This is a genomic window from Calidifontibacillus oryziterrae (assembly GCF_000331575.1).
Classification (GTDB): Bacteria; Bacillota; Bacilli; order Bacillales; family Bacillaceae_J; genus Calidifontibacillus_A; species Calidifontibacillus_A oryziterrae.
Genome location: NZ_ANOK01000003.1, coordinates 558,027 through 583,948, shown reverse-complemented (window position 1 = coordinate 583,948; position 25,922 = coordinate 558,027). Strand labels below are relative to the sequence as shown.

Annotated in this window: 21 protein-coding genes; 18 read left to right on the top strand and 3 right to left on the bottom strand. The window is 35.7% G+C overall.

The features are described from left to right. Positions 1–145 precede the first annotated feature (145 nt). The 9 genes from D612_RS0102910 to D612_RS0102870 all read left to right on the top strand — a co-directional run bounded on the left by D612_RS0102910 (position 146) and on the right by D612_RS0102870 (position 11,092). The gene (locus D612_RS0102910; RefSeq protein ID WP_017753985.1) at positions 146–838 is read left to right on the top strand and encodes an aspartate/glutamate racemase family protein; all 693 of its coding nucleotides are present in this window, start codon (positions 146–148) and stop codon (positions 836–838) included. A 301-nt stretch (positions 839–1,139) separates the two neighbouring features. After that, entirely contained in the window at positions 1,140–1,418 is a 279-nt protein-coding gene (locus D612_RS0102905; protein ID WP_017753984.1) for a hypothetical protein, read from the top strand. Between the two features lie 181 nt (positions 1,419–1,599). Further along, complete coding sequence (locus D612_RS0102900; protein WP_026092366.1) at positions 1,600–1,926, top strand: PadR family transcriptional regulator; 327 nt, start codon at positions 1,600–1,602, stop codon at positions 1,924–1,926. Further along, positions 1,926–2,474 (top strand): DUF2812 domain-containing protein, encoded by a 549-nt coding sequence (locus D612_RS0102895; protein WP_017753982.1) that lies wholly within the window; start codon positions 1,926–1,928, stop codon positions 2,472–2,474. The genes D612_RS0102900 and D612_RS0102895 overlap by 1 nt, the downstream gene beginning before the upstream one ends. Before the next feature lie 372 nt (positions 2,475–2,846). Continuing rightward, entirely contained in the window at positions 2,847–3,296 is a 450-nt protein-coding gene (locus D612_RS0102890; RefSeq protein ID WP_017753981.1) for a CBO0543 family protein, read from the top strand. 186 nt (positions 3,297–3,482) lie between these two features. Beyond that, the gene (locus D612_RS0102885; RefSeq protein WP_017753980.1) at positions 3,483–4,478 is read left to right on the top strand and encodes an arsenic resistance protein; all 996 of its coding nucleotides are present in this window, start codon (positions 3,483–3,485) and stop codon (positions 4,476–4,478) included. A 244-nt stretch (positions 4,479–4,722) separates the two neighbouring features. Further along, entirely contained in the window at positions 4,723–5,883 is a 1,161-nt protein-coding gene (locus D612_RS0102880; RefSeq protein ID WP_017753979.1) for a hypothetical protein, read from the top strand. After that, a complete protein-coding gene (locus D612_RS0102875) occupies positions 5,855–9,082 on the top strand; it encodes a P-loop domain-containing protein (protein ID WP_017753978.1) in 3,228 nt (1,075 codons plus the stop codon). The genes D612_RS0102880 and D612_RS0102875 overlap by 29 nt, the downstream gene beginning before the upstream one ends. A 15-nt stretch (positions 9,083–9,097) precedes the next feature. Continuing rightward, positions 9,098–11,092, top strand: a complete 1,995-nt coding sequence (locus D612_RS0102870) for a tetratricopeptide repeat protein (protein WP_017753977.1) — start codon at positions 9,098–9,100, stop codon at positions 11,090–11,092. Between the two features lie 172 nt (positions 11,093–11,264). Here the strand turns inward: D612_RS0102870 and D612_RS0102860 are convergent, their stop codons facing one another. Continuing rightward, positions 11,265–12,008 carry a helix-turn-helix transcriptional regulator gene (locus D612_RS0102860; RefSeq protein ID WP_017753975.1) on the bottom strand — a complete coding sequence of 248 codons (744 nt, stop codon included), beginning with the start codon at positions 12,006–12,008 and terminating at the stop codon, positions 11,265–11,267. 122 nt (positions 12,009–12,130) lie between these two features. Between D612_RS0102860 and D612_RS0102855 the strand changes: the two genes are divergently transcribed. The 7 genes from D612_RS0102855 (at position 12,131) to D612_RS0102825 (ending at position 21,248) form a co-directional block, all read left to right on the top strand. Beyond that, positions 12,131–13,396: an extracellular solute-binding protein gene (locus tag D612_RS0102855; protein ID WP_017753974.1), complete on the top strand. Its 1,266-nt coding sequence runs from the start codon at positions 12,131–12,133 to the stop codon at positions 13,394–13,396. A gap of 346 nt (positions 13,397–13,742) precedes the next feature. Then, positions 13,743–14,957 carry a carbohydrate ABC transporter permease gene (locus tag D612_RS0102850; RefSeq protein ID WP_017753973.1) on the top strand — a complete coding sequence of 405 codons (1,215 nt, stop codon included), beginning with the start codon at positions 13,743–13,745 and terminating at the stop codon, positions 14,955–14,957. Between the two features lie 15 nt (positions 14,958–14,972). Further along, a complete protein-coding gene (locus tag D612_RS0102845) occupies positions 14,973–15,806 on the top strand; it encodes a carbohydrate ABC transporter permease (RefSeq protein ID WP_017753972.1) in 834 nt (277 codons plus the stop codon). A 110-nt stretch (positions 15,807–15,916) separates the two neighbouring features. After that, entirely contained in the window at positions 15,917–18,199 is a 2,283-nt protein-coding gene (locus D612_RS0102840; RefSeq protein ID WP_017753971.1) for a glycoside hydrolase family 65 protein, read from the top strand. Between the two features lie 45 nt (positions 18,200–18,244). Continuing rightward, the gene (gene pgmB / locus D612_RS0102835; RefSeq protein WP_017753970.1) at positions 18,245–18,934 is read left to right on the top strand and encodes a beta-phosphoglucomutase; all 690 of its coding nucleotides are present in this window, start codon (positions 18,245–18,247) and stop codon (positions 18,932–18,934) included. A gap of 73 nt (positions 18,935–19,007) precedes the next feature. Then, complete coding sequence (locus D612_RS0102830) at positions 19,008–20,105, top strand: ABC transporter ATP-binding protein (RefSeq protein WP_017753969.1); 1,098 nt, start codon at positions 19,008–19,010, stop codon at positions 20,103–20,105. 234 nt (positions 20,106–20,339) lie between these two features. After that, complete coding sequence (locus D612_RS0102825; RefSeq protein ID WP_017753968.1) at positions 20,340–21,248, top strand: NAD(P)H-dependent flavin oxidoreductase; 909 nt, start codon at positions 20,340–20,342, stop codon at positions 21,246–21,248. 83 nt (positions 21,249–21,331) lie between these two features. Here the strand turns inward: D612_RS0102825 and D612_RS0102820 are convergent, their stop codons facing one another. Further along, positions 21,332–22,882, bottom strand: a complete 1,551-nt coding sequence (locus tag D612_RS0102820; RefSeq protein ID WP_017753967.1) for a sensor domain-containing diguanylate cyclase — start codon at positions 22,880–22,882, stop codon at positions 21,332–21,334. Positions 22,883–23,155: 273 nt separating this feature from the next. Between D612_RS0102820 and rarD the strand changes: the two genes are divergently transcribed. After that, positions 23,156–24,082: an EamA family transporter RarD gene (gene rarD, locus D612_RS0102815; RefSeq protein WP_017753966.1), complete on the top strand. Its 927-nt coding sequence runs from the start codon at positions 23,156–23,158 to the stop codon at positions 24,080–24,082. Between the two features lie 108 nt (positions 24,083–24,190). Here rarD and uvsE read toward each other — a convergent pair whose 3' ends face one another. Beyond that, positions 24,191–25,156, bottom strand: coding sequence for a UV DNA damage repair endonuclease UvsE (uvsE, locus tag D612_RS0102810; protein ID WP_017753965.1), 966 nt, complete (start codon positions 25,154–25,156; stop codon positions 24,191–24,193). A 178-nt stretch (positions 25,157–25,334) separates the two neighbouring features. On the opposite strand from uvsE, the gene thpR reads away from it, so the two are divergent. Continuing rightward, on the top strand, positions 25,335–25,907 hold the full coding sequence (gene thpR / locus D612_RS0102805; RefSeq protein ID WP_017753964.1) for an RNA 2',3'-cyclic phosphodiesterase: 573 nt from the start codon (positions 25,335–25,337) through the stop codon (positions 25,905–25,907). Positions 25,908–25,922: the final 15 nt, after the last annotated feature.

Sequence of the window (25,922 nt, the reverse complement as noted above, 5' to 3'; positions counted from 1 at the left end):
CGATAAGTCAACATCGACTCGTCCCTCGACGTGTTTTGTTTATCTCAGTCGATGCGCTCTTAGTTTATACGTCGCTAATCAGGGCGCTTGCGCTTTTATTCTGCAATGTAATTATATATTCCAAAATGATAATGGGGGAATCATGATGAAAACAATTGGACTAATCGGTGGGATGAGCTGGGAATCATCTGTTGAATATTACCGAATTATTAACGAAGAAGTAAAAAATCGATTGGGTGGCCTACATTCAGCAAAATGCTTGTTATATAGTGTTGATTTTGCAGAGGTGGAACATTTTCAAGCGACCGGTGAGTGGGAAAAGGCTGGACATTTGTTAGCAGAAGCTGCCTATTCCTTGGAAAAGGCAGGGGCAAAATTTATCGTCATCTGCACGAACACGATGCACAAGGTCGTTCATTATATCGAGGAAAAAATACATATCCCAATTTTACATATAGCTGAGGCAACAGCAACTCAAATTAACCGAACTGGAATTCAAACGGTTGGCTTACTTGGCACAAAATATACGATGGAGCAAGACTTTTACATAAAACGTATTGAAGCCAATGGAATCAAAGTGATCATACCAGATGAAAACGACCGCAATATTGTAAACAAGGTCATTTATGAAGAGCTCTGCTTAGGTGATATCAAGCAATCATCTAAAGAGTATTACAAAAATATCATTAAAAGTCTAGTAGAAAATGGAGCAGAAGGAATTATCCTAGGTTGTACCGAAATTGGATTATTGGTTAAACAGGATGATTCAGATGTTCCGCTCTTTGACACGACATTCATCCACGCACTTGAGGCAGTAAATCTAGCACTCGCTGAATAATCAATATGGTGATCGATCACGAAACACTCAAAGCCATAATCTTACGATATCTGAAATAATAAATAATTGACCCTGAGTTAATGTTCCTTTTCGGATATTAAAGAGGCGTATGAACAGCATTTCTTTTTTAGGAATGCTGTTTTTATATATAAAGTCACCCTCAACTTATTGAACAAAACAAAAATCGTTGAAGGAAAGAATCAATAAAAACGAAAATTGTGAAACTTCCAGCCCCGCTAAAACGTAATTACAGTAACCGACTCCAAGTTAAAAAATTTCAATTAGGTGGTGGGGGGACAACATGCTTGTTTTTTTCTTAGTAATTGGTGGGGCAGTCCTATTGTTTACTGTTTTTGAAATCGTTATTAACCGAAATTGGACTTTGATATATACAGCATTTGGTTATGAAAGCTACAGTAACATAAAAGCGAAATTAGAAAAATACGGAGTTAAGACGAAGACCACATCACCGATGGGATTTGGAGATCGTACCAATCCATTTAAAAACACAACTCAATACGATATATATGTCAGAAAAACTGATATCCATAAAGCCACCAAAGCTTTGCATGAGAGATAGAAATGGCAAATTAGGCTAAGCAGAATACCCCAATTTTACGTAATTTTACAAAAAGAGATAGATTTGCAGGACTTCCACACGATTTAGCGAAATCGTAACATAATAAATTAACACCGAAAAAGGTGGGCTTATGAATATTTTAAAACATATAAATTCCAAAGGAATGAATAGAGGTGAGGTAATGGCAGAGGGTGCGGATCAAGGACCTTTAACAGAAGCTGTATTTTATATTCTTTTGTCACTGTACAAACCGATGCATGGCTACGGTATCATGCAAAATATCAAAGAGCTTAGTAACAGCCGTGTATCGCTAGGAGCAGGAACGCTGTATGGAGCAATTAATACGTTACTAAAAAAAGGCTGGATTAGCCCCATAGAAACTGATGAAGGCTCACGTAAAAAACAGTATCAGATTACTACGTTGGGAAAAGAAATCGTAAATACAGAGCTTATAAGATTAAACGAATTATTAACTAATGGCAAACATATTGCTGGAGGCGTATTTTAATGAAACATGTTATCCGGAAAGCGTATTTTGATTTTGAAAAGGAAGAAAATTTCTTAAATGAAATGTCAGAAAAAGGATTCGCATTGATAAACTATACATGGTGTAAATATGTGTTCGAAGATGCACCTAAAGGCGAGTACATTTATCGACTTGAGCTGCTGGACCATCCAGTCAATAGTCGAGAGAGCGAGGAATATATTCGCTTTATGAAGGAAACAGGTGCTGAACTAGTCGCCACTTTTTCCCAATGGGCTTATTTCCGAAAAAAAGCAGCTGATGGTGAGTTTAATATTTATTCAAATCTCGATTCAAAGATAAAACATTATAAACGTATAATCGGATTATGTTCGATTTTGCTCGCTTTAAATCTTTTTATTGGGTTGTACAACATGTTCACTGGGATTCAGGCACAAGCAACAGGTTATCCACCAGTTAATATTTATATTTCTATTATATCGTTTGTTATTGCGGTCTTGCTTTTATATGTGATTTTCCCTTTAAATAAAAAAGTAACAACCTTAGAAAAGGAAAAATTGATTAGGGAATAATTTTTACTACCACTGTGACTCGTATCAAATTGCGAATGGAGAAAAAATAATGAAGAGATTAATAACTTGGAAAAAGGATGGAATCGATTCTGAATTCTTTTATTTTCAAAACAAAAACGTTCGTCCTTTCCATGTAATCGAAAATCGATAAACGTTCAAACAAGTGAAATGCAAATAAACCAAATGGAAAGAACTCATCAAATTGGTTTACAGCTTACTAATTTATCGAATTCATTATCAACTAAAACAAAATAATTTAATGTCAGCTAAGTGGAAGCGAAGCATTTGCCTAGGTTCTTAAGTGTATAATTTATAACTACAATTGGAAATGATAAGAAAAATTATATATTGAACATTGTGAGGCATTCAATAATGCTATTTCTCATCCTTACTGTTATTGTTTTTAATTTTATTGCAATAAAAGTACCAAAGCGAATGTCAGGAATTGAAATTGTTACGACAACATTGTTTTCAACATTTCTTCAAGTAATTACGGATGTATTTTTGGACTTAAAATATCATTTGTATGGTTATTTTAATGAAGGTGTTGATTGGGAAGCCAACATCTATATGATCGGCATTTTCCCAGCCGTAAATATTGTATTTTTAAATTATTTTCCGTACAAGAGGAGTAATTGGAAAAAGGCTATTTATCTTATAGGATGGTGGATTTTTGCAGTGGTATTTGAGGTATTCTACTTATGGTCCGGGACTTTTTATTATAATGGGTGGAAATTATGGTATTCAGCAATTATTTATCCATTTTTGTATTTACTGTTAGTAGGATTTCATATGTACACTCGCTACCTGCTTAAAAAATAGTAGTTTGAAGAAGGGGATGTCCGCTAATATGTGGACAACTCCTTTTTCTGTAGTCACATAAAAACCTTTTAATTGACAGCTTTTATCATACCCCTTATAGTATATTATATACCATCAAGGGTATGGTTGAAAACGGAGAGAAATATCTCTGCAGAGTATGAAATTAAAAGGTTTGGAGTGGCGATCGTGTTAAAAAAATTATATTATTTTCCACAAAAACATTTAATGTTTAGTATTCCAGCGACCTTGGTGCTCGGCTTTATTTTAGGCGCTTTTGTTGATACAAGCTTTTTAAAGCCTACGATTTTAATCGGCACGATCATTATGATATACGCAACAATGGTTGGATTTAAAATAAAGGAGCTTACTTCGAAGAAGGGAAATAAAATTGTAGCATATTCGCTTCTCATTAACTTCTTGATCATCCCTTTAGTTGCTTTTGCGTTAGGAAAATCATTACTTAGTGAACATCCGATTATGTTTGCCGGTTTGGCGCTATCAGCGCTATTGCCAACAAGCGGAATGACAATCTCCTGGACAGCAATTCATAAAGGAAATGTCCCGGCGGCGATAAAGCTGACAGTTTTCGGATTAATTATTGGCTCGTTACTAACACCATGGTATTTACTGCTAATGGTCGGAAAGTACGTTGACATTGATATTTTGAATACAATCGTAACGATCATTTTGATTGTTTTTGTACCGATGTTGTTAGGTCATATCACATTTAAACAGATTATGAAAAATAATTCACAGGAACAATTCCAGAAAAAAATTAAACCAAGCTTTGCTCCTTTAAGCAATTGGGGTATGTTATACGTCGTATTTGTAAGTATTAGCATGAAAGCGGAAATGATTTTAAACAATTTGCAGCTCATCGCTTTAGCATTTGTTGTCCTACTAGTGTTTTATGGCATAAATTATGTGATCAGTACGGTTTTTGCGAAGCAGTTCTTGAATCGCGAAGACGGGATTGCCTTAGTAAACGGAACAGTTTTACGTAATTTATCGATTGCGATTGGCTTAGCTGCCACATCATTTGGGGCAGAGGCTGCTTTAATTGTAACGCTAGCGTTTATCGTCCAACAACAAAGCATTGCCTACTATGGTAAATTCGCAGCAAAATATTGGTTCAAACAAACGAAACAAGAACCATCGGCATCAAAACCTTCATTAGCATAAAATACGATACCTATAGCTAAAAAACGAACAGCTTTCACAGGCTGTTCGTTTTTTTTTACGAATGCTACTATACATTGCAGAAAAGTGTTCTCGGCTATTCACAAACGATGTTTCCTGAAACGGTATACTATTCAATGGAAAAATAAAGTAAAATAAAGAGAGTTATCATATAAAAGACTATTGATTTCTATTTACTTATAGAAATTTACTTATAGAAACGTTCAACTAAGAGGAGGGGAAGTAGTTGCAGTTCGAACTATGGCTTGACGAAAGTGGAGATTTTCAAAGTGATATGAATCTAGCACGTAATCCTTCGCTTGTTGGTGGACTATTAATCCCGAAAGACCAAATCGATGCACAAACTGCACGAGAAATACTTGGTAAGGATTATGTTCACTTTAACCAAGAAAAATCGTCCTACACATTACAAGTACTAGAAATGATCAAAACAAATCATGCAGAATTTGTTATTTTCGAAAACCGAGAGCGAGTTAAAATAATAAATAGTGACACAACCTACCTTAATGTACTTGCCGAAGGTATTATCCAACTGCTATTACAATTATCGGCACAGTACGGTGATTTTGAATTACATATACTAGTTGCAACACGAAAAAACCTCGAACAGGGCTACGGCATCATTCCTTTTGAGCAATATGAACAAAAATTACGGGAACGCGTTATTGTCGGTCTAGCGCGAAAAGCCTTAACGAAAAAAAATGATTGGAAATATACAATTCAGTTTGGTGATGCCCGCGACAACTTCAAGCTCATGCTCGCCGATGGCGTCTGTAATACATATTTAACAAGAACTTCAGGAAAGTTTACGAAAACCGAGCGCGGACGAATTGAAGATCTGTACAACAGTCCCTATAAATTCTCATTTTTTGAAAACACGGTCGAGCAGCATATAAAACGACAGTTAGCGCAAGGAAAATTCAGTGATGCCTTATATGAAATATATACAAACAACGAGTTGGAGCAGCACGATCATTTCCTTGAAATCACATTGAAGCGCTTCTGCCAGCTAGATGATCATAGTAAAAAAATCCAATTACTAGATATTTCGAAAAAATTCGAAACATTAATTAGAATTGATCGTAAGTATAATTATGTGAAGCCCGCTCTAGTGAAAATCCAATCAGAATTGCTACCATTATTAGAGCAACAGCAAATCATTGTTCCCGAATTTCAATTAGATATTATTTTATTCCTATATACGATTCACACCCATGAAGGCAGTGCTGCTGGCGATGTGTTAGATCAGTTGTCATTACAACAAATTCAGCGGATCGAAGATATTATGACGAAGTTAAAATATTATAATATTTACAAAATCCGCCGCGGCATCCATGAAAAAAACATGTTAAATCTAAATGCTTCAATTTTTAGTTACGGTAAGTGAGCTTTACAACAAAGAGGAAAAAACTACAGACGATATAATGATACTTGTTAGACTTGTTGGCAAGCCGTTAAGCTTAGGCGATTGGCATATGCTAGCGAAAGCTCTCAGTAAACACATCGCGAACGACCACCCGCTATCTGCAATTTTGAAGGATGTTGTCGAACTCTTTTATGATGGGGACGTAACGCGCTGGCGCAATGATTGTATTGGTCATGGCGCCCTGCAAAATCATACATCTACTGAATTTAAGCAAACGATGACAGAGCATATTAAGTTGATTACTGAATATTTCAGAAATCATGCCGTATCATATGAAACCCTCACAATGTATCTTAACATTGACAATACGATTCAAACCTTGAAAGGTTCAGTCGTAAATGATTGGAAAGAGCAAGCCGGTACACTATACGTTCAATACAACAATGGACAATCGGTCCTTTTAAATCCTTATATTCTTTATAGGGAGCAAAGGATTTATTTTTATGATACGTACTATTCTCGGAACGGTAAAACGGCCATTCTTGATTATCATAGTGCTCATAAAACGAAAGAAAGGATCCCAGAGATTGAGCAATTATATAAAATGGTATCATCCCAATTAAAGCTTCACCAATTCGAAAGTGATCTTGATGGGGATACGTATTTATTAAGTGAAGAAGAAGAACTCCTTACGATTCGTGACGATGTGCTCACTCCGCACTATTTAACTAGTAAAATTGATTCCCTGTTGAAAACGCACGATAAAGGGATTTTCTTATTGCAAATGGAAGCTGCAATGGGAAAAACGACCTTTGTCAAAATTTTAGACGAAAACATAGGAAACAAATATCTGTTAGAAAATTGCAATGTTCTAACGTATTACATTAACGATGCCCTAAACGAAAGCAGTAGTAGCTTTATAAGTACAATCCGCTTTCTGATTCAGCAAAAGGGTGGGATTAATAAACGGCTACCGATGAATATTCAAGATCGAAAAGATATGGCGCAAATGTTGAATGTCTTTTTACAAAACTATTCTCGAAAAAGTAGAAAAGACAAACTATTATTAATCATTGATGGTATCGATGAAATTCGTAAAACAAAAGGACCAACAATATTTGACTATATTCCAAAAATTGAAGACATCCATGATAACGTGTTTATATTGCTAACATGTAGAAATGATGAGGATATCCCAAAATTTATTGAAGAAAAACTGAAGCAATATACCTTTACTGAAAAAATGCTTGTAAATAGAGATGCGAAGGAAAACAAAGAGCTATTACATGCCTATATCGGTCATGCATTATCACCATATAAACAATATTTTAAGCCCTCTACAATAAAAAATATCGTAGCTAAATCTGATAGCAAATTTCTTTATACAAGCTTTATTATTGAAACTTTTAAAATCAACCAAGACATTCTAAAAAATGGCAATGATTCATATATTTTAGATATTTATTTAGAAGAAATAAAGAAAATATACGGGGAAAAGTACTTTAAAAACATTGTTACGATTATAGCGATTTTAGCTACTTCATTCGAGAAGCTAACGATTCCGCAATTAATGCATCTATCAGCTCAAGAAGGAATGGACCAATCGTTACGATTTTTAGCCTATTTAAATAGTATCGAAAAGCTTATCGCTATAGAAAAAAGCAGTGAAGGTAAGAGGTTATATATTAAGCATCAATACTTGAAGGAGTATATTAAACAAAAATACCCTGATGTTATTAAACAAACGGTTCTCAGCTGGGTCAACGAATATAAAGATAGTTCTTTTAATATAAATGATGAGCGGGATCTTTATACCGCAGCATACCTAGTTCAATATGTACGTGATTACGTTGACCAAGACGTTCTCAACGTTCTAGACGAGAGTTATATCGAAAAATTTTATAAGCTAGCCAATTCGATCATCACTATATTTGATAAAGCTCATGTTAAGGCACTCACTGAACTAAAAGATAATCACGATTTTGACGATACTACTACTCCAATAGAGAATGATCATAATCTCGACGAGGCTCTTACCGCAACGAAAGATAATCAAGATGGGAGACTTACTGAAATAATAGGTGCTGACACGGATGACGAATCTTTAAATCAAATGAAATCGAAACTGCAAACAATCGCTACTAAGCTCTTTCAAAACGTGGCTCTTATGTACGAAAGCTTTCGCTCTTTAGATAATGAACGTTATGTACCATTTGTTATAAAGTCTTACGATCAGCTTGAAAACTACAAAACGGTTCTAGCGGTATGTAGGAAAGAAAACATAACGAAAACTCATCCTTTGTTTATATTCAAGCTAAAAGCTTATGTCTATATCGGCGAAAAATTGTATCAAGCTAAAAAATATAAACGAGCGTTCTGGTATATCCTAGCAGTCTTTATTTATTTTAAAAACAACCCACCTAAAGTTGAACAAGACCGAATATTATTCATTTGGTCGAGCTTTTTATTAGGAGAGCTATACAAGAAAAAGGGAAATTACGATAAAGCAATTGAAGTCTATACAAAAGTAATTAATAATTACTTGAAACACGATAGTTACTTGTTCACTTGCGAACAATTCCGATTGTATTTGCTAAGAGGATTGGCATATTACTATGTTAAAAAATGGGACGAAGCGCTAGCTGATGCAAATACTATTAATTTACTCTTAGAAAGCAACAAGATTGAACTTTCTAAGGAAAATGATCAAATGGTGCTAGCTACTTTTTATGAACGGATAGGACGATTTTTACTGAAAAACGGACTTCATAACAATGTTGCTAAAACAGAAGGCATAAGAACAGACAATCAGGGCCGTTCCGGTATTAATATTGAGGAAGAATACGAAAAAACGTTACAACAGGCACAGCTATTTTTCCAAAAAGCGAATAAGTTAATCGCTAATAATCAGCAATCCGAGTTAACCGCCAAACTTAAGCTTGGAAACGGGTTGATCCAAGGCTTACATGGTAACTTTGTTGAAGCATTATCAGAACTCGAACAGTCTATTACTATGGAAAAAGTTGATGATCAAAAATCACTGACGATATTTTTAAATCGCTGTTTCTTAGCATTGTGGCTTGCAAAGGCAGCAAATCAGAAAGATGTCTATTATCGAATTTTTGGAGTTTTGCAAGGACAGCTAATTGACTTAAAGATTGATTTAGTCGACAAGCACAAAAGTATGATTAAAAAAATCGAAATGCTGAATGAAAAATAAGAGGTGAGGGCGAGTATGAGTGAAGCTAAGAACGCTCTAATTGAACTTAAAAATTTACGTGCAGCTCTTAGACAAAAACCAGAGAGCGAAAAAATTAGGATTGCACTAGTGAAGCGTCTATATACACTGTCTATCGAGCAAGAGGATTTAGAGACATCGTTTCAATATATTACAGAGACTTTGTCCCATCACAACAATAAACTAATGTATCCTGACCTACTCACACACATGGACCATTTCAATCATGTCACCGTCGACTTATTTGAAAATTATATCGAATCATACGATCAAGAGAAGCTACAAGCATTTACTCATAAACTCATTGTTTTTTTAGAGAATAATGCCCAAGTAATAAATGACACTATACTTGAATTAAATCATGAAATATTTGAGCACATAAACGATGTGATGATTTGTGAAATGCAAATTAGCGAATTAATCGACTTTTACAGCAAAATTAACAAATCGGAATACATCTACCAAGTAATTGAGGATGCATTGTTAATTTGGGACTTGCATGAAAAAGCAAATAATTTTATATCATACTTAAATCATGCAATCGAAGCCGACCTTGCTCATTTTGAGGAATATATTTCTTATAAAATACAATTCTATGAGAACCATAGTAACAAGCAAATGGTATATAAATGCTATCAAGAAATTATTCGTTGTTCAGACCAGCTTCAAGATTATTTAAAAAATGAAGATACAAAAAGGAGATGGGAAGAGCAAGAGGAAGAAATCATTTGGAGAGCAAACCAAGAAATGTATGCTGCTCTCGACGAAGATCATGCTTTTAATGATGAAGAAGATGATTTTATCGCAGATTACCATTATAAAAACATTGTAGGTGCAAAAACAAAAGAGGATGAACTTCAAGCCAGACTTCGTCATGAAAAAGAAAAACAAAATGCAGCGTATGAAAAGTTAGCAATGATGGAGAAGGCGGACCCTTCATTCGCAGCTGTTAATTCATTACAGACGAGTACAGAAATCTTATTGGATTATTATGATACGTATATTACTGGTACGTTAGCAGAAAATGAATACAGCTATTGGGGCGAGGAACGGATATATTCGATCAACATTGAAAATCATGAAAAAGCGATTGCTATATGCAATCGAGCAATCAACATAGGTGGTAATGAATTATACTACAACGAAGCAAAGGAAGAGCTGCTGCGGCGAATCCTTTATACTTATACGAAAAATGGTCATTATCCGTATAAAGAACACCCTAGTTATTATGAAGGCTATATTCAACTGCTAATAAACCTTAGCCCCAAAAACCCGTATTATCATGTCGTTAAAGCTAATTTATTAATCGATTCGGTATGCGAGGATTTAGCAGAACAATACTATGACGAATATGAAACAGTATCCTTTAGAGGGTTGTATAGTGGCATTGAATTTATACCTACAATTTATTATGTGAAGGACAGCAACAATGTAAAATCAGCCTTAAAAAGCTATACAGATGCCATTGAATGCGATGTCAATTATTTTTTGGCTCACCAAAAAAAGGCATTGCTGTTAACAAGTATTCGCGATTATGAGGAAGCATTCGTTCACTGTAATAAAGCACTTAAGTTATGTGAAAATGACGAACAAAATTCGATAGTAAATTATGAAAATAACGATCACAAAAGAAAACAAATTGAACCGTTAATTGAACTGCAATGCTATATATTAACAAAGCTTGGTAAATTCGAAGAGGCTGTTGCTTCGCTTGTGAACACTCGCTGGTACAAATACAGTATGGAGCATCGAGAAGATGACTTCAGAAAGACGATTCTCAAAACAAAGTTACCTGATCTGGTAACAGCTTATCAAAACGCTTGTCGTAAAGAACCACAAAAATCAGAGAAATATTACAAGCTTTTAATGACGTTATTGGAAGATTTTAAAATGATTGACGACAAAGGACTGTGGCACGAGAGACAGATTAATGATATTGATACGGAAAAGATACAAAAAGAATTTAAAATGGTCCTGCAACAAACATTATAACTAATTCGAACTCTCACCAATCGACACGAATGGTGAGAGTTTTTAAGAGATAATTCTTTGTGAAAGAAGGTATCGTTATTATGAATACGATTATTGAAAAAGCGATTATCTTGATTGAAGAATTAGAGAAAGAGATATTGGATGTATTTGGATCCAATAAATAGGGAATTTATTAAATAGTTTGTTTAAGTCTTCTAAACTCTCTCGGAGTCATTCCGGTATGTTGTTTAAAAAGAGAGGTGTAATAGCTTTGGTTGCAAAATTTGAAGAGGATGGCAATATGGGATATAGACGTGTTTGTATGTACTAAAAAGTATTTCGATTCTTCTATGCGCTTTTTCGTAATAAAATCTGTAACGGTACTTCCTACCTCTTTTTTAAAACGATTAGACAAATAGTTAGGATGAACATATACATGCTTTGAAATAATATCAAGTGACAAATCATTTATTATATTGTCATAAATATATGAAATTGCTAATTTAATAGGGTGACTGTAATTTTGTGTGTTTTTCTCCTCATTCAATGTTTGGATAAAGTGACGAAGCATTTCATACTCAAACTGATCCAATTCTTCTAAATGATCGATTTTCTCAATTTCCATAATATTGGCATCGCTTAAAACAAAAGCCATTTCCGGATAGACTCCACCTTTAATAATCGCTCGTGTAAAAAGCGTGCAAATTGCGATAAGAGCGTTTTTTCTACAGCGAATAGGATTATTGGCTAATATAGCTCGTTCAAGTTGATTAATTTTCTTTAAAGTTTCCTCAGCAAGCTTTTGATTGCCTAAGCTAACCGCGTCTAAAAGTTGTTGTTCAAGCTCAAAAGGTGGGTGAATAAAATTATCTCTTTTATGCTCAATCCGACTATCTAAAAACTGTCTTATAACGGAAGGATTAATCGAAGATTTCATAATTTTTCCACATCCACATTAAAATATTAATACTTATATTAATATTTTAATATAAGTAGACGATGTTTCATACTAATATTTTACTTGTAAAGTAAAATTTACAAATTTAAGGAGGCCTTTCAATGAAAAAGTTTTTTTCAGTACTGTTAGTGCTTTCGGTTATGTCATGGATTTTAGCAGGTTGTAATTCAAGCTCGCCAACTAGTGAACCTCAAAATGAAGGTGAAACTCCAGCAGTAAGCGAAGAACCTACAGAAAAGGTCGTTTTAAAATTTGCAGCTCAAAACGATAATACCCCAGCAACGCAAGCCGTAATTGATGCATTTAACAATAGTCAGGACGCATACGAAGTTGAATGGGTCGAAATGACAAATGATTCGGCACAGATGCATGACCAATTGTTAACATCACTATCAAGTGGCTCCGATGAATACGACATCCTTTCCTTAGATGTTGTATGGGCTGGCGAATTTGCAGGTGCAGGATTTCTCGAACCAATTGATGTACGGATGGCAGATTCCAATTTTACAAAGGAACAGTTTAATAGTGGTTCGATGGCATCAGGGAATTATCAAGGAAAGCAGTTTACAATGCCATTCTTCCCAGACTTAGGGTTGCTTTATTTCCGTAAAGATATTGTAAGTGAAGAGGATGCAGCAAAATTAATTAGCGGTGACTATACGTATGCAGATCTTGAAGCAATGTCATCGAAATATTCCGGACAAGGTGGAACAAAATATGGCTTCCTCTACCAATCAAAGCAGTATGAAGGCTTAACAGTTAACGTCACTGAGTTTACAAAATCATTTGCTGATATAAAAGGCGGTTTGGAGCAAATGTATGCTTTCACAACTGCCGCATGGAGTCCAAAAGATCTTTTGAATTATATGGAAGGGGAAACCCACACAAACTTTGAGCAAGGAAACGCAGTATTTGCCCGAAATTGGCCATATCAATTTGGACGCATTAAAGGTCAAGAGGATGGAGTAACAATCACTGTTGATCAAGTAGGAATTGCTCCACTTCCTAACGGTGGATCTGTAGGCGGCTGGCTACTTGGAATCAACAAAAATTCTAAAAGTGTCGATGGTGCATGGGAATTTATTACGTACTTAGCAGGTCCAGAAGGTCAAAAAATAATGTCAACACAAGGTGGTTATCTACCTGGTTTTAATGCTTTATTAGAAGATGCTGATGTTATCGCTGAAAATGACATGCTCTCTTATGAAGGCTTTAAAAATGCACTTTCTTCTACAATTGCTAGACCGGTGTCACCTGAATATTCAAAGGTGTCAGACTCCATTCAAATTGAAGCTCATAAATATTTAAGCTCTGGTCAGGGATTAGACGCTGCTGTTGCCGCTATTGAGGCAGCCCTCGCACAATAAACGTATGAGAGATTCCTTGGCACAGTAAAAAATATAGAAGGAACCTGTGAATCAATTAAATTCGGATACAAATAAACAGATGTAGTTGTAGGATTTCCTATTTCAAGGGCAATATAAACTGTCAAAAAAAGAGATGTATGTAGCATTACCACTAGATGATTCATAATCAAAATAAAGATAGGGGCTGTCCCAAAAAACGTGACTCAAGCGCCACATGCCAATAAATAGATATTCATCTAAATATTGCGTTTGTGTCGAGCTAGACACGAGAGGGAGAGCCTCTTTTCATTTAATTAAACGAGGACCCTTCAATTTTATTTCGATATGAAATGAGGTGAATACTTCGATGAAAAAAATTGGCTTTAAGGAATACCTCTTTATCGTTCCTGTTGTGCTACTAATTGCGTTTTTTTCATTATGGCCAGTGATTCAGTCGTTTACGTATACGTTTTTTGATTACCGATTGAATGACCAGCAAAAAGCGGGACTTTATCTAAATGAACGCTTTAATTATGAATTATTTGATGAAACCCAGTTGTACTTACATTTATTTTTAGATGAAGATAAAAAGTCAGTCACTGATCCACAATTACAGTTAGAAATTGAAGAATTCCTTACAAACCTAGATGAACTAACAACACAATTTGAAGGTAGAGAAGGCGTTCAAAAGATTAGTGAAGAGGAAAAAGAAAAAATTGTATCGCTATCCACTGAAGCTAAAGCGATTATTTCAACTATAAACGAAAGTTTCGAAACACCGAATAAAGACAACTTGCCGTTAATTGCCGAAGATATGGAAAATAGTATAATCGGTTCCAATTTTATTGGTCTCGAAGGCTACAAAACAGCACTAACAGATCAACGTTTAGGTACAGCATTAGTGAATACGTTAGTGTTTACAATTGTTTCAGTCTTTTTAGAGCTAATCCTTGGTCTTCTTTTAGCAATGATTATGAATAAAGCTATTATGGGTCAAGGACTCATTCGGACAACCTCGCTCATTCCCTGGGCGATTCCAACAGCAGTTGCAGCTTTAATGTGGAGTTATTTATATGATGGCAGCAGTGGAATTATCGCTCATTTTTTCGAAATGTTTGGTCTTATCGGGGATTCTCGAGATCTATTGCTTTCTGAAGGTGGGGCGATGGTTTCCACAATTTTAGCAGATGTTTGGAAAACAACCCCGTACATGGCACTACTATTGTTAGCAGGATTGCAAAATATTCCGAAATCCCTTTATGAAGCAGCTTCCATTGATGGTGCAAATCGAATTCAGTCATTTTTTCAAGTAACGTTGCCACTATTAAAGCCGTCAATCTTAGTAGCCTTGTTATTCCGAACGCTTGATGCGTTTCGAGTGTTTGATTTAATTTACGTATTAACTGGTGGTGGACCTGGTGGGGCAACAGAAACACTATCCATCTATGGGTATAAGGCAATGTTTGCGCAAACAAACTTCGGCTATGGATCAGTAATTGTTATGATTATGTTCGTTTGTGTCGCGATTATTGCAATTATATATGTGAAATTTCTTGGTGCAAATTTAATGGAGAAAAACTAAAGGAGGGAGAATTCGATGGATAACTCAAAGCGAACGTTGAAGCTTACGATTACGGTGTTAATTATTATGTACTTAATTGCGATGTTTTTTCCGTTTTTGTGGATTTTCATCACCTCCTTTAAAACATCAGGGGAAATATTTGGCACTGGGGCCTTTCGGTTTATTCCGGATAATCCAACGATACAAAACTTCGTAAAAGTTCTTGTTGAAAAAGGAATTTTAAATGCTATCAAAACAAGTTTAATTGTCGCAACTTCAACAACAGTCTATATAGTGTTAGTGGCAACCTTTGCAGCCTATGCTATTTCGCGCTTTCATTTCCGCGGGAAAAATGTTTTATTAGGAGTCATTTTGGCTGTTTCCATGTTTCCACAAATGATCATTATCGGTCCAGTCTATAATTTATTTTTAGATCTTGGTTGGACAAATAGCTATGCGATCATTTTACCTTATTCAACAATTACTTTGCCAATGGCAGTGTGGATTTTAGTCACTCATTTTAATCAAATCCCGCTTGCCCTTGAAGAATCAGCAAAAATTGATGGCGCGACACCGTTGCAAACCTTGTTTAAAATTGTATTCCCGCTTGCTGCACCTGGAGTTTTTACGACTGCAATTATCGTCTTTATCGCAGCTTGGAATGAATTTTTATTAACAATCACAATTAATGCTAATAAAGCTTATCATACCGTTCCAGTAGCCATCTCTTTTTTACGAACACAATTTGAAATTTTATGGGGAGAAGTGGCTGCAGCAACAACGATTGTAACGATTCCAACCTTATTAATTGTTCTCTTTTTCCAAAAACAAATTGTCTCAGGATTAACATCTGGCGGGGTAAAGGAATAATAGCAGTCAAAGACTACTTTAAGGGGAAATGTACGAAATCGGTTTGTGCATGTTACTGTTATCTGAATTTATAAAACGTTAACTACTTTGTGAGTAGGGAGTGGAAGCCGATGTCTTGGACCCTATCAAATTCTTCATTAAAAGAACAAGATTTACTAAATCTAGAAAGTATTTTCGCATTAGGGAACGGCTACTTAGGTGTAAGAGGGAACTTTGAGGAAGGGTATGGCGAGGATGGAACCTCAATTAGAGGTACGTATCAAAATGCCTTTCATGATATCGTGGACATTTGTTATAACGAAAAACATCATGCCTTTCCTGAAACAGAGCAAAAGCTTTTAAATAGTGTGGATGCTCAGACAGTTCAGCTTTTTTTCGGAGAAGAGGATGAGCGCTTTTCGTTATTATCAGGAGAAATCCTTTCTTATGAACGTCTGCTCCATCTTGATGACGGCTTTTCCGAACGAATTATACATTGGAAGTCACCACTTGGAAAAGAGATCAAGCTCCATTTTCGACGGCTAGTGTCATTCGTATACCGTGAATTATACGTGATAGACATAACCATTAATCCAGTTAATTTTTCAGGTGCGGTTAAAATCGTTTCGACGATAAATGGAGATGTAACAAACTATGTAAATACTCATGACCCTAGGATAAGCTCAAGTCATGCAAAACGACTTCAAGTGAATCAAATAGGTTTTGAGGATGAATATATATATGTTACTGCCAAAACGTTACAATCTAAATTACAAACGGCATGTGTATCTAGACACTCATTGGATGGATGTCTAAAAAAGAGAGAAATTTCAAAAGATGAAGCAAAAATCAACGTGACAATGACCTGCTCTTTGCAAACTCCGCTTCATTTTACAAAGTGGAATGTTTATACCGATACACTTCGCCACAATGGTAATTTACTGAATAAAGCAATCAAGCTCCATTGCTCACTAAAAAATGCCGAGTTTCATAACTTGCTAACGTTGCAAAAGCAATACTTACGTTCCTTCTGGGAAAAAGCAGATATAAAAATTAGTGGCGACCATTCCTTGCAAGAGGCAATCCGCTTTAATCTCTATCAAATGCTACAAGCAGTTGGTCAAGACTCTGTTAGCAGCATAGCCGCTAAGGGACTTACAGGGGAAGGATATGGTGGCCATTATTTCTGGGACACAGAAATTTATATGCTTCCTGTATTCTTAATGACTGAGCCCAAATTAGCTCGACAGCTTTTACTATTTCGATATTATACATTACCGGCTGCTAGAAAACGCGCGAAAGAAATGGGCCATTCACAAGGAGCGTTATACCCGTGGCGAACGATATGTGGAACAGAATGCTCTAGCTATTTCCCATCTGGTAGCGCCCAATATCATATAAGTGGAGATATCGCTTTTAGCTATATCCAATACTATTTAGTGACAAGTGATTTCGATTTTATGAAGGAATACGGTATCGAGCTAGTGGTCGAAACAGCCCGTCTCTGGATTGATGTCGGTCATTATCACGAAAGTAAATTTAAAATAGATGCGGTAACAGGTCCTGATGAATATACGTGTATCGTTAATAACAACTATTATACCAACGCAATTGCTAAACATAACTTACTTTGGGCTTACAAACTATATAAGTTACTAAAAGAAAAGGATTGGATCGCTTTTTATGAATTATCTTTAAAACTTCGTATAAGCGATGTAGAAGCAGATCAATGGAAAACAGCAGGGGAAGCAATGTATCTTCCATACGATGAAACGTTAAACATTAATCCCCAGGATGATACATTTTTACAAAAAGCTGTATGGGATTTTTCAAATACGCCAAAAGAGAATTATCCCTTATTATTACATTATCACCCTTTAACTCTATATCGCTATCAAGTTTGTAAACAAGCAGATACAGTATTAGCCCATTTTTTATTTGAGGGTGAGCAAGATTTTGAAACGATCAAAAATTCCTATGACTATTATGAGAAGATTACAACCCATGATTCATCACTATCATCATCAATTTTTAGCATTATGGCTGCCAAAATAGGCTACCACGAAAAGGCATATCATTACTTTATTGAGACAGCACGCTTAGATTTAGATAATTCACATGGTAATACAAAAGACGGTCTTCACCTTGCAAATATGGGTGGAACGTGGATGGTTATTTTATACGGTTTTGCCGGTCTTCGTTTGAAAGAAACGGGTCTTACCTTACAACCAAAAATACCAAAACAATGGCAAGAGCTGTCGTTCCGCCTTCAATATCAAGGTCGCTTACTAGAAATTCAAATTGATCAAACTCAAGTACGGCTTTCATTATTAGAGGGGGAACCGTTACAAATAAAGCTTTTTAATCAAGATGTGATGATTGAGAAAAATAAGCAATTTTCAGCACTTATTTAATTATTATTCATGATTATATTTATCACGAATGAAGGAGGTTGTTTCGTGGCAACTGATCTTCAGGCAGTTATTTTTGATTTGGATGGAGTAATTACAAATACCGCAGAATATCATTTCTTAGCATGGAAAAAGCTTGCGAATGAGCTCCGCATTCCATTTTCAAAAGAATGTAACGAAGAACTAAAGGGTATTTCACGAATGGAGTCATTGGAGAAAATATTAGCATGTGGCGGACGCAAGTATGATTTCTCAGAATCTGAAAAAATGTCACTAGCCGCAAAAAAAAATGAGCATTATCAAAGATTAATAGAAGAGATCACTCCTCGCGATATTTTACCAGGTATTCAAGCATTCATCAGTGCTATTAAACGCGCTAGTTTGAAGCTCGGTGTAGCATCTGCAAGTAAAAATGCCCTGACCGTTCTTAATGCACTAGCTTTACAAAGTGAGTTTGATTGTATTGTTGATGCAAAAGAAATAAAGAACGGCAAACCTCATCCGGAAATTTTTCTTGAAGCAGCAAAGCTATTAAATGTAGATCCTGCTGGTTGTATTGGCATAGAGGATTCACAGGCAGGGATTAAAGCCATAAAAGCTGCAGGGATGTACGCGGTCGCTATCGGCGAGAAAGATGTTTTTGGGAATGCCGATCTAGTGGTTACAACAACAGCGGAACTATCCTTTGAATACATCAAGAAATGCTATGATATGAAACTCCAAAATAGTGACAAGTAGGTACTAAGAGTAGAACAAAATTATTATTACAAGATTTGTCCATTAAATCTGATGAACAAAAGGAGGGGTATATATGGCTTCGATTCGCTTAGAACATATTTACAAAACCTATAATAAAAACGTCATCGTTGTAACAGATTTTAATTTACAAATACACGATAAGGAATTCATTGTGTTTGTTGGACCATCCGGCTGTGGTAAATCAACGATTCTCCGCATGATTGCCGGACTTGAAGAAATAACGAAAGGCGATTTATTTATCGGTGATCAACGTATGAATGATGTGCCACCTAAAGAGCGCGACATTGCTATGGTTTTTCAAAATTATGCATTGTATCCACATATGAACGTCTATGATAATATGGCTTTTGGTTTAAAATTGAGAAAAGTTGAAAAGGGGGAAATTGATCGCCGGGTGAAAGAGGCCGCTACAATTTTAGGGCTTGAGCAATATCTTGATCGTAAGCCTAAAGCACTGTCTGGTGGACAGCGCCAGCGAGTTGCTTTAGGACGTGCGATCGTCCGTGATGCACAAGTATTTCTTATGGATGAACCTCTTTCAAACTTAGATGCCAAGCTCCGTGTCCAAATGCGCGCTGAAATTTTAAAGCTTCATCAACGTCTCCACACAACAACGATTTACGTAACACATGATCAAACAGAAGCCATGACAATGGCTACCCGTATTGTTGTTTTAAAGGATGGATTCGTGCAACAAGTAGGGACTCCAACAGAAGTTTATAACCAACCGGAAAATGTGTTTGTCGGTGGCTTTATCGGATCTCCAGCGATGAATTTCTTTAAGGGAATAGTGAAAGAGGATGGAGCCTTTGAATCGGCTGGGGCTACTATTAAAATTAGTGAAGATGATATGAAAAGGCTACAAGCAAAGGGCTACATCAATAAAGAAGTCATCCTAGGAATTCGTCCCGAAGATATTCATGATGAACCTGAGTTTTTAAAAATATCAGCAAATACAGTTGTTAAAGTAAAAATAGATGTCGTCGAGCTAACTGGGGCAGAAATGATTCTTTATTCAAAATTAGGTGACCAAGATCTACTAGCCAGAATTGATTCTAGAATCGCAATTACGAGTGGTCAGGAAATTGCACTAGGAATTGATATGGCGAAAGCCCATTTCTTTGACAAAGAATCTGAAGTCAGAATTTAACATTTCAAACCTCTAAATTGTATTCTTAAGCAGGAAAAAACCATTTAACAGCGAACTGTAAAATATAAGCAAATAAGTCATTCTATGGGAGATGGGTGACTTATACGTTTAGCAATCTAATTTAGCGTATTCTATCATTTTGCTATCATCTTGCTATCATCTTGCTATCATAATGATAGGTATAGATATTATCTGTAGATTGCGATAAAAGTTTAACTTTTTGGGGGTTGAGAGATGTTTAACGGTTTAAAATTACCAGTAATAGTGGCACCAATGTTTTTAGTTTCAAGTCCTGAACTTGTTATTCAGGCTAGCAGGAATGGCGTTATTGGTTCATTTCCACTATTAAATGCGCGAACTTCGGAAATTTTAGAAGAGTGGTTAATAGCTATTAAAGGTGAATTACTAGATTTACCATGGGCGGTGAACTTTATCTCCCATCCAACAAATAAGCGGTTTGAGGAAGATTTACAATTAATTCGGAAATATGAGCCACCGATCGTCATTACTTCACTTGGTCATCCTGGAAAAGTAATCGATGTTGTACATAGCTACGGAGGACTTGTCTATTCTGATGTTGCTACGATCAAGCATGCAAAAAAAGCAGCAGAGACAGGAGTAGACGGCTTAATTCTTGTAGCTAATGGTGCAGGGGGACATGCAGGAAGATTAAATCCGTTTGCATTCCTAGCAGCTGTTAAACAATTTTGGAAAGGAACTACGATACTAGCAGGCGGAATTTCGGACGGAAAAGATATATTAGCTGCTAAAGTACTTGGCGCCGACTTCGCGTATATGGGGACACGCTTTATCGTGGCAACTGAAAGTGTAGCCTCGGAGCAATATAAGAAGATGGTCGTGAATAGTACAGTTGACGATATTATCTATACAGATGCATTTAGCGGTGTTCATGCAAATTATTTGATTCCAAGTATAGAAAAGGAGGGAATTGAAATAAATAACTTGCCTAGCAAGGAAAGTATTGATTTTTCCCATATGGTAGATGTCAAAGCATGGCGCGATATATGGTCAGCTGGTCATGGGGTCACAACTATCACAAAAATTGAACCTATTGCTGATATAATTGCGCAGTTAGAAAAAGAATATAAGGAAGCACAGCAGGCTATAGCTGCATTAGTGTAGTAGAAAGAATTCTAAAAAAGGTAACGGTGCTCAATCAAATTAATTGATAGAGCACCGTTACCTTGTCTATTTTTCAGAATAATTTAATAAATTGTTGTTCGGTTTCTACCTTCATTTTTTGAACGATAGAGGGCCATGTCTGCTCTTTTAATTACGACTTCCGGATTTTCGTCACCGTCTTCATAAGCGGAAATTCCTAACGAAATGTAAATAGGATGACCCGTTGGACTTGGTGTCTCAGCTACTTTTAAGCGCAATCTTTCGGCTAAAACTTGGGCTTTATCAACATTTTTATACTTTAATAAAATGACAAACTCTTCGCCACCATAGCGGAAGCATAAATCATCTTCACGACAGACATCCTGCATAATTAACGCTAAAAACCTTAATACATCGTCACCAACTAAATGTCCATATTGATCATTCACGACTTTAAAATGGTCAATATCAAGCATAATTAATGAAAAAGGTACTTTGTCACGAACCAGTTTTTCGATTTCTAAATCAAATGATCTTCGATTAGCTAGACCTGTAAGGCCATCCTGTTGAATTTGGTTATTTAATAATTGAAAGTGCCGCTGAATATGGTGACATAGCTTACGAACTTCATAAATAGCTGACTTAATTTCTAAACGGTGAATCGAATACGCTTCTTTTTTCGATAAAATCGCTTCCTCCGAATATCTTGCTAGTGTATTAATTGGTTTTGTTAATTGATTAGCAAATAACCAACCTAATAATAAAATTAATAAAAGGAGTGGTAGCGACTGAACAATAATAATTTTTGTTAAATTATTGAGAGGCTTATCAATTACCGAAGTAGGGGTTTGGGTAATAATTCCCCATCTTGTGGGCTCAATATAGGCATATCCAGAAAAATATTCGAAACCATTCGCTTGAATCTGTTCTGATCCATTTCTCCCCTCAATTACTCTTTGAACAAGGGGGTGATCTGCTGCAGACTGATTAATTCGAGTTGAATCAGGATGATATATAATTCGACCGGAATGATCTACTACAAATACAGATGTTTCATCTAAAAATTCATGCTGTTCGAGAAGCCTTTTCATAGAATTATTACTTTCTAAATAAATCGTACCGTCAACAACCCCTTTAAAATTTCCTTGCTGATCAAAAATAGGGTAGGAGACTAATACAACTAAGTTTCCTGTTTGTGCAAGATACGGATCAGAGATAAACGGCTGCTTATTTTTCAAAGCCTGCTTCATCAAATCTGATTGAATTTTCGTACCTGGTCGAACACCGCCTGGATTGCTTGGCAGCACTTGGGGACTCATTAATTGGACAACACCTTGCGAATCGGTTGTAAACAGTGAATTATAGTAACCGCTATTAGCATCGCGCCAAGCATCTAAGTCGGATTGACTAAGTTCTTTCTTGCCCAACACATCAGCTAAAGTACTGAGATTATGCTCCATATCATTAAGTAAAACAGTAGTGCTATTTAAAACCTTCTGAGCATAACGATAATTATTTTCTAAATGATTATCTGTTAATGTGGATTTAAGGGCATGAACAGATAAATACCAATTGACCACAGTTGTACTACACACTGTAAAAACAACTAATAAACTCATCGCAAATGTTAATTTAATGCCATTTTTTGTCCCCATATATGTTTCTCCTCTCAATGCTACATATATGTGCTTCGATATCTATTACCATTATAAACCACCTATTTTAGGTTTTACAGGAAAATAATAGATTTATAGTCCGATTTACTTAAGAAATATCCTTTTTTTACATAAACAAAAACAATTCTTGCCTCACGAAATTATCTAGCAAAAAAACTATATTACAATTATAATTAAATACAATTGCTTTTTAGTCTTTAGAGTTATAGAAATTTATTTGGGTCGATGTTTAAGTGAATAGGGGAAAAGTAGATGGACCAATTGAAAAATCAGCAAGCAGTAGGTATCTGGAATGGGGTTTTTGCATATTTAATATGGGGTGTTCTGCCGTTATATTGGATTGCCGTTGGCGAAGTCAGCGCACCACAAATTTTGGCGCATCGGATCGTTTGGTCGTTTATCTTTATGATTGTCATAATACTTGTGTTAAAGAAGTGGCATCTAGTGATTACTGACATTAAGTCTATAATCACTAATCCAGCAGCTTTTTTTTCATTGTTTTTTTCAGGAGTTTTGATTAGTGCAAACTGGTTTATTTATATATGGGCGGTCAACGCTGGGCACGTAATCGAGACTAGTTTAGGATATTACATAAATCCGTTAATTAGTGTATTATTAGGAATTATTGTGTTAAAGGAACAGTTTGATTTTTGGCAAAAGATTTCTTTTCTATTAGCTGCAGGTGGTGTATTAATTCTTACAGTTGAATATGGTTCGATCCCTTGGGTTTCTTTAGGGCTCGCGTTAAGCTTTGGAATATATGGTCTTGTGAAGAAAAAAGCAAATTTAAGCTCAATTACTGGGTTAACGTTCGAAACAATGATGGTCACACCGATAGCATTATTTTATTTACTATATGTTCATTCCCAGGGGACAGGCCATTTTGGTGTGTCATCCAGCTTGTCTATAAATCTATTGTTAATTGGATCAGGGATCGTAACCGCCATACCTTTACTACTTTTTGCTGAGGGGGCAAAACGAATTACTCTGTCACTTATCGGCTTTTTGCAGTATATTTCACCGACAATTAACTTAATAATTGGAGTGTTTATTCTGCGTGAACATTTCAGCCACACCCATTTAATTGCTTTCTCGTTTATTTGGGTTGCACTCGCTGTTTATTCTGTATCCCGTTCGATAGTAGCCCGCAGAGCTCGTAGGACGAAAACCGTTGCTTGATTCTTTAGTATTTGTATATAATACGGTTACCTGAACTCTATACATTTGTAGTCGGTATATAAGCAGTCCCTTTGTTTTAAAGTGGGAATCAAGAGAGTGATTCCCGCTTTATTTTATATAAAAGCTAGCCCCATCAACGATATCCACTTCATTGTATTTTTTCAAATCCTTTATTAACTGAAACAATGCTTCATCTTTTTTCTTCGCCTCAATCATGCAATCAATTTCAGGTACACTGCCCTTAATTTCTCGGAGAAATGTAAGAAACATATGAGCATCTATGTAATCCGCATGGTCACGAAACTTTTTCTCGTCCTTTGGGCTTGAAATATGCATTTTAACAGGTAGCTTTGAATGTTCCCATGTCCCAGTAATCCGTTCCCAATTGTTGCTCCATTCCTCATCCTGATGGTTTGCAAGATGATGGTGGTAATCAAAAACAAACGGTAATCCTAATTTTTCACAAAGATAAAGCGTGTCTTGTAAATTAAACGATTTATCATCATTTTCTAGAATTATCATTTTTTGAATAGAAGCAGGGACTGAACCCCAATTTTCAACAAATTGCTCTAGCGCTTTTTCCTTATTGTTATAGCTGCCACCAACATGCAACACACAGCGGTGGGTAGGATCGATTTTCATTCCCTTTAACATTTTCAAGTGGTATTGCAATGTTTTGATCGATGCTTTCAAAACATCAACCTTCGGTGAATTTATTACAACAAAGTGATCCGGATGAAAATCAATTCTCATCTTATGTTTTTTTGCAAATTCCCCAACAGTGAATAAGCTTTCACAAACTGGTGAAATGTAATCCCAGCCTTTTAGTGCCTCATGGGTAGCTAATGGAATTAGTCGGGAGCTTAGCCGAAAAAAATGAATGTCATGGGCAAGATTATGACGAAGTAGTCGTAAACAATTATGTAGATTTGATTCAGCAATGCGTTCTAGCTTGCGTATCGCTGCATCTCGATTAAGTAATTTCTGAAAATGGGCGTATGTCATTGTTTGCGATGGTGAACTATTTTGCACATGAACACTCATTGCTACGTATCCAAGTCGAACTAGGGTCATTTTTACACCTCGAACCATTCATTCTTTCTGTTTCAGACTTCAATAGAACTTAAAAAAACTAATCATTCATCTCATTTTTTGTTTTTTGTAAAAAAATATACTAACCGATTTACTAAATTTTACGAAAAGGAAATACTATAATAGTTACTAAGAACATTTGATTTAAGGAAGTGAAAAAATGTCGAATTTTCCGCATTATTTTATTGCTATTCCATTACCAGAGCATATTAAAGACTATTTTTCAGTATGGCAAAGTGAACTCCAACATAAATTATCCTACAAAATTTGGCCTCATAAACAAGATCTTCATATCACGTTGAAATTTTTGGGTGCTGTTTCAAATGAACAGTTACAAGTACTTAAACAGGAATTGGTAGAATTGGAAAACTTTCAGGCCTTCAACCTCACTGTCGGTAAAGTTGGCACATTTGGTAACCCCAAAAATCCACGAGTATTATGGGCTGAAGTAGAGAAGGTAGAGGCGTTACTAACGTTACAGAAAGTGGTGGATGAGTGCTCAATAAATGTCGGTTTCCCAAAAGAAAATAGAGAGTATAATCCACACATTACCCTTGCAAAAAAATATTCTGGGGACTCATCCGCATTCGAAACTGTAACAGAAATTAAGAGGTGTTATACAAATCAACAAGTTATGAATGTGGATGAGGTTGTGATCTATCAAATTTTTCCTAGCAAAAATCCAAAATATGAAGTTGTCCAGCGATACCTACTACGAAAAGATTCTTTTTAAATATACATGACTTTT

What these genes read in the sequence shown, in the direction of transcription:
- D612_RS0102910 (WP_017753985.1), top strand. Translation starts at nt 146, where the DNA reads ATGAAAACAATTGGACTAATCGGTGGGATGAGCTGGGAATCATCTGTT.
- D612_RS0102905 (WP_017753984.1), top strand. Translation starts at nt 1,140, where the DNA reads ATGCTTGTTTTTTTCTTAGTAATTGGTGGGGCAGTCCTATTGTTTACT.
- D612_RS0102900 (WP_026092366.1), top strand. Translation starts at nt 1,600, where the DNA reads ATGGCAGAGGGTGCGGATCAAGGACCTTTAACAGAAGCTGTATTTTAT.
- D612_RS0102895 (WP_017753982.1), top strand. Translation starts at nt 1,926, where the DNA reads ATGAAACATGTTATCCGGAAAGCGTATTTTGATTTTGAAAAGGAAGAA.
- D612_RS0102890 (WP_017753981.1), top strand. Translation starts at nt 2,847, where the DNA reads ATGCTATTTCTCATCCTTACTGTTATTGTTTTTAATTTTATTGCAATA.
- D612_RS0102875 (WP_017753978.1), top strand. Translation starts at nt 5,855, where the DNA reads ATGCTTCAATTTTTAGTTACGGTAAGTGAGCTTTACAACAAAGAGGAA.
- D612_RS0102870 (WP_017753977.1), top strand. Translation starts at nt 9,098, where the DNA reads ATGAGTGAAGCTAAGAACGCTCTAATTGAACTTAAAAATTTACGTGCA.
- D612_RS0102860 (WP_017753975.1), bottom strand. Translation starts at nt 12,008, where the DNA reads ATGAAATCTTCGATTAATCCTTCCGTTATAAGACAGTTTTTAGATAGT.
- D612_RS0102855 (WP_017753974.1), top strand. Translation starts at nt 12,131, where the DNA reads ATGAAAAAGTTTTTTTCAGTACTGTTAGTGCTTTCGGTTATGTCATGG.
- D612_RS0102850 (WP_017753973.1), top strand. Translation starts at nt 13,743, where the DNA reads ATGAAAAAAATTGGCTTTAAGGAATACCTCTTTATCGTTCCTGTTGTG.
- D612_RS0102845 (WP_017753972.1), top strand. Translation starts at nt 14,973, where the DNA reads ATGGATAACTCAAAGCGAACGTTGAAGCTTACGATTACGGTGTTAATT.
- D612_RS0102840 (WP_017753971.1), top strand. Translation starts at nt 15,917, where the DNA reads ATGTCTTGGACCCTATCAAATTCTTCATTAAAAGAACAAGATTTACTA.
- D612_RS0102830 (WP_017753969.1), top strand. Translation starts at nt 19,008, where the DNA reads ATGGCTTCGATTCGCTTAGAACATATTTACAAAACCTATAATAAAAAC.
- D612_RS0102825 (WP_017753968.1), top strand. Translation starts at nt 20,340, where the DNA reads ATGTTTAACGGTTTAAAATTACCAGTAATAGTGGCACCAATGTTTTTA.
- D612_RS0102820 (WP_017753967.1), bottom strand. Translation starts at nt 22,882, where the DNA reads ATGGGGACAAAAAATGGCATTAAATTAACATTTGCGATGAGTTTATTA.
- rarD (WP_017753966.1), top strand. Translation starts at nt 23,156, where the DNA reads ATGGACCAATTGAAAAATCAGCAAGCAGTAGGTATCTGGAATGGGGTT.
- uvsE (WP_017753965.1), bottom strand. Translation starts at nt 25,156, where the DNA reads ATGACCCTAGTTCGACTTGGATACGTAGCAATGAGTGTTCATGTGCAA.
- thpR (WP_017753964.1), top strand. Translation starts at nt 25,335, where the DNA reads ATGTCGAATTTTCCGCATTATTTTATTGCTATTCCATTACCAGAGCAT.